The sequence below is a fragment of the Novosphingobium sp. PhB55 genome, from assembly GCF_004368805.1.
In the GTDB taxonomy this organism is placed as follows: Bacteria; Pseudomonadota; Alphaproteobacteria; order Sphingomonadales; family Sphingomonadaceae; genus Novosphingobium.
In genome coordinates, this window is sequence record NZ_SODQ01000006.1 from 214508 (window position 1) to 226535 (window position 12028).

A 12028-nucleotide genomic window follows, 5' to 3' on the forward strand; every position below is an offset into this window, starting at 1 on the left:
ACAGGGGAAGAGGGTCAAGCGCCGGAACGGCCCTGCCTCGATGATACCGCCGGGACGGAAGCTCAGCTTTCTTCGGGTTGACCGATCAGGAACCGGGAAATGCGCGCGCAGGCATCGGCAAGCGCCCCCCCTGCCCGGCGCGCCTCGGCCCCGGTCATGGAGCCATTGAAACCGGCCAGGACAAGCGAGATCGAGACGCGGTCGCGAGCGTCGTAGATCGGGGCCATGATCGCCATGAGCGGGTAAGCGCGCGCGTCTTCCAGTTCCGTCTGCGGCACGACTGGCGGATCCTCCAGCCCCGATGTCGAGATCTCTGCTGTGCGTGAACTGTCGGCGCGGCGGATCAGCGCAATGAAACCGTGCTCGCGAACGAAGGCCATGCCGCCATGAAGCTGTTCCAGTTGCTCGGCCGAGGGCGACGGATTGATGCGGACTTGCGCCGCATCGGCCTCGCGCGGGTTGCGGGCGAAGAACGAAGTCGCCTGAACCCAGCGCAGCGGCATGCGCGTGCCCAGCGGGACCGGATAGCCGACATGGCTGGCCGAGGCGGCCCGTTCGCGCAAGTGGATCGTGTCGCCTTCCAGGAAGTAGGCGCCGCAGACCACGTCGAAATCGTCCGCCAGCTTGCGCATTTCCGGCTGCGCGACCTGGAGCGGCGAGAAGTGCTCCGCCGCCGTGCGCCCGATGGCCGCGAGCGCCGGGCCGAGCACGTAAGTCTTGTCGCTGGTGCGGTAGAGATAGCCCACGTCGACCAGCCCGGTCAGCAGGGCATGGCAGGTGGCCCGGCTCAGCTTCAATGCGCGCACCAGGTCGGTCAGGGCGAAGGACTGGCGCGGGTGATCGGCGATGAAATTGAGGATGGCGGCCATGCGGGCGACGCCGGGAGAGGAACGCGACATGGGCACTTTCGCTATTTCGAATTGCCTGTCGGGTTATTGGGCGTGAGAGCCTTCGTCAATGCCTACGAGCCCTCCCCCGGGGCGGGGGGCCTAGACGGCGTTCTCGCTCAGCCGCTCCGCCACGATCCGGGCGATCTCTTTGCGGGCGACCTTGTTGGAATGGAGCAACGGCACCTCGTCCCGCGCCAGTTCCACCCACGCCCGCGGGACCTTGTAGCCGGAAAGGCTGCCGCGCAGCCTGGCCTCTATCGCGGCCATATCGAGCACCGCGCCATCGCGCGGCACCAGCGCCGCCACGAGCAGCGCGCCGCGCTCCCGGTCCGGCAGGCCGACGACATAGGCGCTGTGCACGCCGTCGAGCGCCTGCAGTTCCATCTCCACTTCCGCAGGCGAAACGTTCGAACCGGAAACCTTGATCATGTCCCCGCCGCGCCCGACGAAATGGATACGGCGGCCGTCCGCACGATCCTCGACAAGGCAGAGGTCGCCAGTGCGCAGATAGCCGTCCGGCGTATAGTGTTCGGCGCGGTCGATCTTGTGGAGTCCGGTCGCGACGGCAGGTCCGCGCACCTGCATCTCGCCGATCTCGCCATCGCCGACCGCACGGCCATCCTCGTCGGCAATGCGGATGTCATAGCCGGGCGCGAAGTGGTCCATCGGCGCGCAGACCGGGCGGCCTGGCACCCGGAACTCGTCCCCCCAGCCATAAGGACCAAGCGTTTCGCTCATGCCCAAGCCCCACCACGGCTGCGGCCCCTTGATCCGTTCGAGATCCTCCTCCGCAAGCACCGAACCCATGGCGAAGCGGCTGTTGCTGAGCGTCCGCTCGGTACAAGTGGTGACGGCGCCGCGCTCCCATCCGGGCAGCAGGTACAACATCAGCCCGCCCACCCAGAACATCGGCAATTGCGCCGGGCGTTCCTCGCCCGCCTGCACGCCCAGCATCTCCGCCAGCCAATGGCTGCGCGCCATGACCGCACCGTGGAGATGGCGCACGCCCTTGGGCAGCGCCATCGAGCCGGACGTGTAGATCTCGATCATCTGGTCCGTCGGGTGAACTTCGGATTCGACCTCGAGCAGCAGGTCTTCGCCCAGTTCCGCCCCCGCATCGGTCAGCCACCCCATAGCCTCGGCGGCGGCGGGCAGGCCCTCGCCGCTGGAGACGATCCAGCGCAAGTAGGGCACGCGCGGCAGGCGCAGCGCGCCGCATGCCTGCCCGATGAGTTCGGGCAATGCCTCGGTGAGCCGGGCCACGAGGTCCTTGCCGAGCATGGTGCGCTGGACGATCAGGCCCTGTACGTCGCTCTGGCGCAGCACGCGGACCAGTTCGCCTGCGCGGAGCATCGTGCTGATCGGCACCGCGACTGCGCCGATACGGGCAATGGCCGCAAGCGCGATGGCAAAGCCCGGACCATTGCCGAAGATGAAGCCGACGCGCGCGCCCTTCCCCACTCCGCGCGCCAACAGCCCGCGCGCGAACGCGGCGGACTGGCGGTCAAGATCCGCGAAAGTGACGCTTTCCCGGCCGGCTTCGGTCTCCAGCGTGATCGCTACGGCATCGCCATGAGATGCAGCGGCGAAGCGGATCAGTTCGGGAAAGGTCCGGGCCGCACCCGGCGTGCCTGCGCTGCTCAATGCACTCATCCTCTCGCCGGGTTCTTGCCCTGTGAGGCTCGATCCTGCTTCGAGGGGGCCGCTTTCGCAACTCTTGCCGCCTCGCCATCGCCCCGGCGGAATCGTCACATTCGCGAATTACAATTCGCAATTGCGAAATATTAGCTTTCCGAGAAAGTATAGGGCTGTGCGGCGCGGCGATAGTCGTCGGCGAGCACATCGCGGCCGATCGGCGGCACCGAGCGGGCCGCACAATCGGCGCGCTGGCAGAGGCGGCAAGTGACGCCGATGGGCGTTGCGCCTGCTTCCGGCTCACCTCCATAAACCAGCTTATCCGCTTCTTCTGCCGCGCAGGCGAGGGCCACCGCGCGGGTGACTTTCATGCGGCCGTGACGCCCCTCACCCGAAGTGACGGTGCGCGCGATCGAGAAGAAGCGCTGGCCGTCCGGCAGTTCCAGCCACTGCGTGCGCACCTCGCCCGGCCAGCGGAACACCTGATGCACCGACCACAAAGGGCAGCCGCCGCCATGTGCAGCAAAGGGGAAGCCCGCGCCGTCCAGCCGCTTGGAGACATTGCCCGCCTCGTCCACGCGCAGGAAGAAGAACGGCACGCGCTCCTCACCCGGCCGGTGCAGCGTGGTGAGGCGATGGGCGACTTGCTCGAAACTGGTGCCGAACAGCGCGCAGAGCGCCTCGATATCGTAACGCCGCGCCTCCGCCGCGCGGGCGAACCGGGCGTAAGGCATCAGGATCGCTGCTGCCGCGTAACCGGCCAGCGCGCGGCGCACCAGCGTCGCCGTGGTGGCCTGCACGAAAGCTGCCGCGCGCACGACTGCAACGATATCGCTGCGCATCGCGGTATGCGCGATATGCGTGGCGATCTGGAACGCACGGCTTGAGGCCCCGAGCGTATCGTCGATCAGGAGCTGCTGGTTGTGCCGGTCGAAACGGCGCAGCGAATCGACCATGACGTCCGGCGGCAGGAAGCGCACGCGCACGCCCTTAGCGGCGAGCCATGCAGTGGCCCCGCCCGCCTGCTCGATCTCGGCGGCCAGTTCCTCCGCCCGCAGATCGATGGCGTGGAAGTAGTTGCGCGAAGCCCCGAGGAAGCGCTGCGCCTCGCGCACCGGCTCGTTCTCTTCGGCGGCGGGGCCGGAGGCGCGCTGCTCAGCCAGGGCCTGGCTTTCGCGGGTATAGGCACCGTGAAGCCGCAACAACGCCTCCGAAATGCCCGGAAAGCTCATGGCGAGGTCAGCGATTTCCAGCGATGGCAAGTCGATATCGGCGAACAGCGGATCGCGCAGCACATCCCCCACGCGGCGGGCATAGTCCTCGCCATCATCCCCGGCGATATCGGCGATGTCGAGCCGGTAGGTCCGCGCCAGACGCAACAGCATGTCCGCCGTCACCGGGCGCTGATTACGTTCCAGCAGCGCGACATAGCTGGGCGAAATCTCCAGATCCTCCGCCATCGCCTGCTGGGTAAGGCCCAATTCGCGGCGCAGACGGCGCAACCGGGGGCCGAGGTAGAGAGGTCGTGATTCCGCCATGACTTCCGCAGTTTGTCATGCCTGCACATCTTTACAAGGAATATCTGTAAAGTTTGACAACCGGACTTCGCAGCCCGTTCCGCACCGCACAAATCGGGATTAGCTCCAGGCCATCGCCCAATCACATTTTTCGACGGGGACTTTTGGCAGTGACCTACCAGAGCAAGATCACCGAAGCCGGCCAGACCATCGGCACCGAGCCCAATTGGAACGGCATCGAGCCGGAATCGGTCGCACGCATGCGCCTGCAGAACCGCTTCCGCACCGGGCTCGACATAGCCCGTTATACCGCGCGCATCATGCGTGAGGACATGGCCGCCTATGACCGCGACCCCGCCAACTACACCCAGTCGCTGGGCTGCTGGCACGGGTTCATCGGTCAGCAGAAGATGATCTCCATCAAGAAGCACTTCGGCACGACCAAGGGCCGCTACCTCTACCTCTCGGGCTGGATGGTCGCGGCGCTGCGCAGCGAGTTCGGACCCCTGCCCGACCAGTCGATGCACGAAAAGACTTCGGTTCCTGCGCTGGTCGAGGAACTCTACACGTTCCTGCGCCAGGCAGACGCCCGCGAAATGGGCATGCTGTTCCGCGATCTGGACAAGGCGCGCGAGTCGGGTGACGAGGTCGAAGCCAAGCGCCTTGAGCACGCGATCGACAACCACGAAACCCATGTCGTGCCGATCGTCGCCGATATCGACGCGGGCTTCGGCAATGCCGAGGCGACCTACCTGCTCGCCAGGAAGTTCATCGAGGCCGGCGCCTGCTGCATCCAGATCGAGAACCAGGTCTCGGACGAGAAGCAGTGCGGCCATCAGGACGGCAAAGTCACCGTCCCGCATGAGGACTTCATCGCGAAGATCCGCGCCGTCCGCTACGCCTTCATGGAACTGGGCGTGGACGAGGGCCTGATCGTGGCGCGCACAGACTCGCTGGGCGCGGGGCTGACCAAGCAGATCGCCTTCACCCGCGAGCCGGGCGACATCGGCGACCGCTACAACAGCTACCTCGACTGCGAGGAGATCGCAGCGGGCGATGTCGGCCACGGCGAAGTTCTCATCACCCGCGACGGCAAGCTGATGCGCCCGAAGCGGCTGCCCTCGAACCTCTACCAGTTCCGCAGCGGAACAGGCGAGGACCGCTGCGTGCTCGACTGCATCCACGCTTTGGAAAACGGCGCGGACTTGCTGTGGATCGAAACCGAAAAGCCGCACATCGGCCAGATCGGCGGAATGGTCAGCCGCATCCGCGAGGTGATCCCGAACGCGAAGCTGGTCTACAACAACTCGCCCAGCTTCAACTGGACGCTGAACTTCCGCCAACAGGTCTTCGATGCCTGGGCCGCGGAAGGCCGCGACACCAGCGCCTATGACCGGGCGAAGCTGATGAGCGTGGACTACGACGGCACCGAACTCGGCGCCGAAGCCGACGAGCGCATCCGCACCTTCCAGAAGGACGCAGCGCGCGAGGCGGGAGTCTTCCACCACCTCATCACCCTGCCGACCTACCACACCGCTGCGTTGTCGACCGACAATCTGGCGAAGGAGTACTTCGGCGAGGCGGGCATGCTCGGCTACGTCAAGGGCGTCCAGCGTCAGGAAATCCGCCAGGGCATCGCCTGCGTGAAGCACCAGAACATGGCCGGATCCGACATCGGCGACGACCATAAGGAATACTTCGCCGGCGAGGCCGCCCTCAAGGCCGGCGGCACGCACAACACGATGAACCAGTTCGCTGCCTGAGGCAGCGGGGGAACCAATTCGCTGCCTGAGGCAGCGGAGGGAACCAGTCCGCTGCCTGAGAGCGCGAAGAAACGAACTTCGAGAACGCCCGAGGACAGTCCTCGGGCGGATGGGGAAAGCCCCAGTGAAGCAAGGAAAGGAAGGTACTATGACCACCATGACCGCCGAACCGGCCCGCGCCCGCGCGGTGCTTTCGAACCAGGACTTCAAGCTGCTGCAGGAAGCCGTGCTCTATTACATGCGCGCGCATGAGGACGATCCGGTCAGTTCGACTTACTCGAACCTCTACCATCGCCTCGGAAGCGCTACGCGGCGCTGACCAGTCAAGGCGCAGCGCCACACGGCGCTGACCAACCAAGGCGCAGCGCCATGCGGCGCTGACGCAGCCACCGGAACGCCGGCGATGATAACGCCGGCGGCCAGAACGACCGGTCCTGCCAGGACCGGATAACCTCTCAAGCGCTTTCCTGGGGAGGAAGGCCAGGCCCGTCGCACCCCGGTGCGGCGGGTTTCTTTTGTGGTTAATTTCCTTTTCCGCGCGGCACTTCCTGTCGGCGCAAGAGCAGCACGATTGCGTTGGCGGAAAAATTAACGTCCTGTGTTATAACCCGAATCCGGGTTCGGGCTCGCTTGCTGGTTATGGAAAGTGCGGAAAGAGTACGAGGCCTTGGAAGGCGAAGCGCCACCTGAAACGCTCGATGCCGCGCTCGCGGCAGCCGACCGCGCGGAAAAACGCCTGCGCGAGGCTATCGAAGTGCTGCCGCAAGGCGTCGTCTTCCTCGACGAGGACGGGCGCTACATCCTGTGGAACCGCAAGTACGAGGAAATCTACTGCCGTTCCGCAGACCTGCTGGAGCCCGGCGCCCGCCTGGCCGATACCTTGCGGGTCGGCGTCGCGCGCGGTGACTATCCCGAGGCCGAGGGCCGCGAGGAGGAATGGCTCGCCGATCGCCTGCGGTTGATGCAGGAACCCGATGCCCGGCACGAACAGCGCCTCTCCAACGGCCGCTGCATCCTCATCGAGGAGCGCCGGACCGAAGATGGCGGTTCCATCGGCCTGCGCGTGGACATCACCGATCTCAAGCAACAGGAAGAGAGCTTCCGGCTGCTGTTCGATCGCAATCCCCTGGCCATGCTGGTCCACGATCCCGAAAGCGGCCTGATCGTGAATGCCAATGCCTCCGCCTGCCGCCTGCTGGGCTACGCACAGGAGGAACTGAACGGCCTCGCCACGCGCCGCCTCTTCGCGGCGCAGGCCTGGGCGATCGCCGCACCGATGCTCGATGCCGATCTGGCGACCAGCAACGCGAACTGGCAGATGCTGCGCCGGGACGGGGGCCGGGTGGAAACCCATGTCTCCACTCACGCCTCGACACTCGACGGCCGGCAGGTGACGATCGCCTCGATCTTCGACGTGACCGAACGCTGCCGCATCGAGCGCCGCATGGAATACATGGCGCGGCACGACGAGCTGACCGGGCTGGCGAACCGCTCGCATTGCCGCGAGACCTTGCGCGAACTGCTTCACGGCGCCGTCCCGGCAGGAACGGTGACTCTGGCGCTGATCGATCTCGACAACTTCAAGTCCGTGAACGACACTTATGGCTACCGCTTCGGCGATGCCCTGCTGATCGATGCCGCGCTGCGCATGCGGGACCTCATGCCGCCCGGCGCCCTGCTCTGCCGGATCGCCGGAGACGAATTCGCCATCATCTTCCGCAAGTCCAGCCTGACGCAGGCCGAACTGGTCATCAAGGCGATCATCGCCGTGCTCTGCGAACCCTTCCATGTCCACGGCAACACCCTGCATGTCGGCGCCACGGCCGGCATGGCCGGCGCTCCGTTCGACAGTGGCGATCACGAGACGCTGATGCGCTATGCCAATCTGGCGCTCTACGCCGCTAAGACCGAGCGACGCGGCAGTTGCCGAAGTTTCGAAGTGGCAATGGACGAGGCCGCGCAGGCCAGGAGCCGGTTGGAGACGGACTTGCGCAAGGCCGTGCGCGACGATGAACTGGAAGTCCATTACCAGCCCTTGCTCAACCTGGAGACCGGCGCCATCGAGTGCTGCGAGGCCCTGCTGCGCTGGAACCACGCAGAACGCGGGCAAGTCTCTCCCGAAGTCTTCGTGCCGCTGGCGGAAGAACTCGGCCTGATCGACAAGCTCGGCCGTTTCGTGCTGCAGACCGCCTGCCGCGAAGCGACCCGCTGGCCGGAGTCCGTGCGGCTTTCGGTCAATGTCTCACCCGTGCAGTTCCGCAACGGCAATCTGCTCAGCACCGTCATCAACGCGCTGTCCGGTTCAGGCCTCGGCGCGGAACGGCTCGAACTGGAAATCACCGAAGCCGTGCTGATGGAGCACGGCCCCCGCCCCGCCGCGATTATCCGCAACTTGCGGGCCTTCGGCATCGGCATCTCGCTCGACGACTTCGGCACGGGCTATTCGTCGCTCAGCTACCTGCTCAACTACCCCTTCACCAAGATCAAGATCGACAAGTCGTTCATTCTCAACCTCCATGAGGAAGCCAGTTCGCGGGCGGTGATCCGCGCGGTGATCGGGCTCGGTCGCAGCCTGGGGCTGACGGTGGCGGCGGAAGGGATCGAGAGCGACGTGGAGCGGGAATACTTGCGCGCAGAGGGCTGCACCCAGGGCCAGGGCTTCCTGTTCGGACGGCCCCAGCCGGGATCCATGCTGCAATTCCCCGGCGCCCAGCCGGATGCGCTGGACCCGGTCTAGCGCCGGCCCGCGATCGCGGGCATGAAGCGCTGCAAGAGACCGGCCGACCAGGAGCTGCCTTGATGAAGAGCATCGCCACGCTGACGATGAACCCGACGATCGACATCTCCTACGATGTCGGCAAAGTGCAGCACACCCACAAGATGCGCACCGACAACGAGCACTATGCTCCGGGAGGCGGCGGCATCAACGTGGCGCGGGTCTTCGTGCGGCTCGGCGGTCATGCGCGGTGCTTCTATCTTTCGGGCGGGGCCACCGGACCGGCGCTGGACGGGTTGATCGACCTGCATCAGCTTGTCCGTACGCGCATCGCCATCGAAGGTCCGACCCGGATCGCCGCCGACATTCTCGAACACGATACCGGCAAGGAATATCGCTTCACGCCCGCCGGCCCGCAAGTCAGCGAAAGCGAATGGCAGGACTGCCTCGACCAACTCGCCGAAGCCGACTGCGACGTGCTGGTGATGAGCGGATCGCTGCCGCCCGGCGTGCCCGACGACTACTATGCCCGCGTTGCCCGGCTGATGCGCAAGCGGGGATGCGACGTCGTGCTCGACAGTTCCGGAAAGGCGCTGGAGGCGGGGATCGCGGAAGGCGGATTGCTGCTGGTCAAGCCCAGCCAGGGCGAGTTGCAGCAGTATGCCGGCCGCAAGCTGGAGGATGTCGATGCCATCGGCGCGGCCGCCATGGAGATCGTCGAGGCGGGCAAGGCGCGGCTCGTCGCCGTGACGATGGGCCATGAAGGCGCGGTGCTGGCGCGGGCCGAAGGACCGGTGTTCCTGCCCGCGCTCAAGATCGACGCCGCCAGCGCGGTTGGCGCCGGCGACAGTTTCGTGGCCGCCATGGTCCACGCCCTGTGCCGGGGGGGCGACGAGCTGGAGGCTTTCCGCCGCGGCATGGCGGCAGGCTCGGCGGCGGTGCTGCGTGCGGGCACGGACCTGGCGCGGCCCGACGACATCGAGCAGATGCTGGAACGCATCGCCCCGCTCTAACCGGCCGCCCACACCCGGCAGCGATACCTGGCAGGCGTCAGCCCGTCAGGCGACGATGGCCCTTTGGCAGAAGTCCCAGATCGCCCCGGCCAGCGCCTCGCGCTCGGCAAGATCAGGCTCGCCGCCTTCCTCCTGGAGCAGGACGGTGTGCACGGTGGTGGAAACGAGGTTGTAAATCAGCCGCGCCTGCAATTGCGGTTCGGCGGGGCGGAACTCTCCCTTCTCGATACCGGCGGCGACATGGCCGGCCATGAGATCCAGCAAGGGCTGGAGCGCGGCCTGAAGCTCCGCCGGGCGCGACTGGGCCAGCCGCAAGTGTTCGCGGCTGAGCGCTGCGCTGCGCAGATGGGCGCCGCTCTCCACCGAATCGCCCTGGCCGAGCTGGCCGACGACGATGCTCGACACGATCAGCCGCAGGGCCTCCATCGGGCTTTCCACCTGCCGCGTCATTTCGCCGAACTGGAGCGCGGCCGAGCGCAGCGACGAATCGAAGACCGCCAGCACCAGGTCGTCCTTGCCCTGAAAACGCTCGTAAAAAGCGCGCCGTGCCAGGCGGGTGCGGGAAAGGACGGCGCGGATCGTCAGCCCTTCGAGACCCGCTTCGTCGAGCAGATTGTAGGCCGCGGTCACCAGCAGCCGCGTGCGATCCTGCTCGCCGTCGTCGAAAGCGGCGAAGGGCGTGTCGGAAGGGGCGGGGATCGGAAGCGATGATGCCATCCGCCATGGACTAGGCGCTCCGCCCCGCGCGGTCCAGCCAGTGCTTTCATTTGACCCCCTTCGAAGACCGCGCTACACGCCGTGAGAACAGCGTTCTCAGAAATGCGTCAACAGCCGAAGGACAGGAGAGTTCGATGCCCAAGGTCACTTACGTCGATCATGAAGGACACGCGTCCGACGTGGACGTCGAGGTCGGCGACAACGTCATGCATGGCGCCGTCTACAACGGGATCGAGGGGATTACCGGCGAGTGCGGCGGTGGGCTCTCCTGCGCTACCTGCCACTGCTATATCGACGCGGACTGGGTCGACACCGTTGGCGCCCCCTCCTCCCAGGCCGAAGAGGAACTGCTGGAATCGGCAGCGGCCGAAGTGCGTCCCAGCAGCCGGCTCTCGTGCCAGATCGAGATGACATCCGCGCTGGACGGCCTCGTCGTCCACATGCCCGAACATCAATTCTGAACCGCCAGGCAGGAGAGACCGATGCCCATCGACGCCGCCAACCCGGTTCCCCCCAGCTTCCCGCGCCACGTCGGCATGGACCAGGTGCCGGACCATGTCCCGGCAGAGCTGATCCGCCAGTCCGGCCTGACGTTCGGCCCCGAATTCCTCGCCGGCCCGCACGATTTCATGGCCGCGCTGCACGAGAAGCAGCCCCCGATCTATTACGACGTGAGCCCGATGGGCAACATGTGGCACCTCACCAAGCATGAGGACGCCCTGTTCGGCCTGCGCCATCCGGATATCTTCTCGAACGAAGGGGCCACGCCCTTCCCGCGCGATCCGAACGACTACTTCTACTTCATCCCGATCGAGATCGATCCGCCCCACCACCGCAAGTACCGCAACATCGTGGATCCGGTGTTCAGCCCCAAGGGCGTGCTCAAGCTGGAAGAGCTGATCCGCAGGCGCTCGAACGACCTGATCGACGAGATCGAGGCCAAAGTCGCGGCCGGGGGCACTTGCGAATTCACCGAGGATTTCGGCCGCCCGCTGCCGGTCTCGGTATTCCTCGATATCATGGGCCTTCCCCAGGCCATGCGCGACACTTTCGTCGAATGGGCGATGGAACTGCTCCATTCGAACGACCGCGCGATCATGGGCCAGGCGATGGCGAAGATCGGCGCCTATCTCAAGGAAGCCATCGCCGAGAAGAAGGCCAATCCGGACGACGGCGTGGTCAGCCTGATCGCCCATGCCGAGCCGGACGGCGTGCCGCTCTCCGAAAAGGAGATCTTCGGCTTCGTCTGCTTCCTGTTCATTGGCGGGCTCGACACGGTGTTCGCCACGCTCAACAACATCTGGCTCTGGCTGGCGCAGAACCCCGAACAGCGCCAGGAGATCATCGACCGCCCGCAGGACATCGACCGGATCGTCGAGGAACTTCTGCGACGCTGGTCGGTCACTTTCTCCGGACGCGTGCTCGACAAGGACTACGAGATGCGCGGCGTGCAGATGAAGAAGGGCGACCGTGTCACCTTCATCCTGCCCGCCTGCAATTTCGATCCCGAAGTCTTCCCCGATCCGAAGACCGTGGACTTCGACCGGCCTCGCAAGACGATCCTGGCCTTCACCGTCGGGGTACACAGCTGCATGGGCGGACATCTCGCCCGCCTGGAAGTGAAGATCGCGCTGCAGGAATGGCTGAGGCGCGTGCCCCAGTTCGAACTGCAGCCGGGAACGCACATCGAGTACCGCCCCGGCGGGGTGATCGGACCGGAAGCCGTGCCGCTGGTCTGGTAGCCGCCGCCCGCCTGCCGCATCGTCTTTGCTGCAAG

Annotated in this window: 10 protein-coding genes; 6 read left to right on the plus strand and 4 right to left on the minus strand. The window is 65.9% G+C overall.

What is annotated here, in order from left to right:
- Positions 1–62 precede the first annotated feature (62 nt).
- From EDF57_RS16335 to EDF57_RS16345, 3 genes are all read right to left on the minus strand, one after another.
- On the minus strand, positions 63–899 hold the full coding sequence (locus EDF57_RS16335; RefSeq protein ID WP_134095038.1) for a helix-turn-helix domain-containing protein: 837 nt from the start codon (positions 897–899) through the stop codon (positions 63–65).
- A gap of 90 nt (positions 900–989) precedes the next feature.
- A complete protein-coding gene (locus EDF57_RS16340) occupies positions 990–2534 on the minus strand; it encodes a class I adenylate-forming enzyme family protein (protein WP_166675298.1) in 1545 nt (514 codons plus the stop codon).
- Positions 2535–2674: 140 nt separating this feature from the next.
- The gene (locus tag EDF57_RS16345) at positions 2675–4063 is read right to left on the minus strand and encodes a helix-turn-helix transcriptional regulator (RefSeq protein ID WP_134095040.1); all 1389 of its coding nucleotides are present in this window, start codon (positions 4061–4063) and stop codon (positions 2675–2677) included.
- Positions 4064–4212: 149 nt separating this feature from the next.
- Here EDF57_RS16345 and EDF57_RS16350 point away from each other — a divergent pair, with 149 nt between their 5' ends.
- The 4 genes from EDF57_RS16350 (at position 4213) to EDF57_RS16360 (ending at position 9534) form a co-directional block, all read left to right on the plus strand.
- The gene (locus EDF57_RS16350; RefSeq protein WP_134095041.1) at positions 4213–5805 is read left to right on the plus strand and encodes an isocitrate lyase; all 1593 of its coding nucleotides are present in this window, start codon (positions 4213–4215) and stop codon (positions 5803–5805) included.
- A 148-nt stretch (positions 5806–5953) separates the two neighbouring features.
- Complete coding sequence (locus EDF57_RS25540; protein ID WP_165921310.1) at positions 5954–6124, plus strand: hypothetical protein; 171 nt, start codon at positions 5954–5956, stop codon at positions 6122–6124.
- Positions 6125–6472: 348 nt separating this feature from the next.
- Positions 6473–8542, plus strand: a complete 2070-nt coding sequence (locus tag EDF57_RS16355) for an EAL domain-containing protein (protein ID WP_243841104.1) — start codon at positions 6473–6475, stop codon at positions 8540–8542.
- A 62-nt stretch (positions 8543–8604) separates the two neighbouring features.
- The gene (locus tag EDF57_RS16360; protein ID WP_134095043.1) at positions 8605–9534 is read left to right on the plus strand and encodes a 1-phosphofructokinase family hexose kinase; all 930 of its coding nucleotides are present in this window, start codon (positions 8605–8607) and stop codon (positions 9532–9534) included.
- A 45-nt stretch (positions 9535–9579) separates the two neighbouring features.
- Here the strand turns inward: EDF57_RS16360 and EDF57_RS16365 are convergent, their stop codons facing one another.
- Positions 9580–10251: a TetR/AcrR family transcriptional regulator gene (locus EDF57_RS16365; protein ID WP_134095044.1), complete on the minus strand. Its 672-nt coding sequence runs from the start codon at positions 10249–10251 to the stop codon at positions 9580–9582.
- Positions 10252–10385: 134 nt separating this feature from the next.
- Between EDF57_RS16365 and EDF57_RS16370 the strand changes: the two genes are divergently transcribed.
- Both EDF57_RS16370 and EDF57_RS16375 read left to right on the plus strand, forming a co-directional pair.
- Positions 10386–10712, plus strand: coding sequence for a 2Fe-2S iron-sulfur cluster-binding protein (locus EDF57_RS16370; RefSeq protein WP_132261947.1), 327 nt, complete (start codon positions 10386–10388; stop codon positions 10710–10712).
- Positions 10713–10733: 21 nt separating this feature from the next.
- Positions 10734–11993, plus strand: a complete 1260-nt coding sequence (locus tag EDF57_RS16375; RefSeq protein WP_134095045.1) for a cytochrome P450 — start codon at positions 10734–10736, stop codon at positions 11991–11993.
- Positions 11994–12028: the final 35 nt, after the last annotated feature.

What these genes read in the sequence shown, in the direction of transcription:
- EDF57_RS16375 (WP_134095045.1), top strand. Translation starts at nt 10,734, where the DNA reads ATGCCCATCGACGCCGCCAACCCGGTTCCCCCCAGCTTCCCGCGCCAC.
- EDF57_RS16370 (WP_132261947.1), top strand. Translation starts at nt 10,386, where the DNA reads ATGCCCAAGGTCACTTACGTCGATCATGAAGGACACGCGTCCGACGTG.
- EDF57_RS16365 (WP_134095044.1), bottom strand. Translation starts at nt 10,251, where the DNA reads ATGGCATCATCGCTTCCGATCCCCGCCCCTTCCGACACGCCCTTCGCC.
- EDF57_RS16345 (WP_134095040.1), bottom strand. Translation starts at nt 4,063, where the DNA reads ATGGCGGAATCACGACCTCTCTACCTCGGCCCCCGGTTGCGCCGTCTG.
- EDF57_RS25540 (WP_165921310.1), top strand. Translation starts at nt 5,954, where the DNA reads ATGACCACCATGACCGCCGAACCGGCCCGCGCCCGCGCGGTGCTTTCG.
- EDF57_RS16360 (WP_134095043.1), top strand. Translation starts at nt 8,605, where the DNA reads ATGAAGAGCATCGCCACGCTGACGATGAACCCGACGATCGACATCTCC.
- EDF57_RS16335 (WP_134095038.1), bottom strand. Translation starts at nt 899, where the DNA reads ATGTCGCGTTCCTCTCCCGGCGTCGCCCGCATGGCCGCCATCCTCAAT.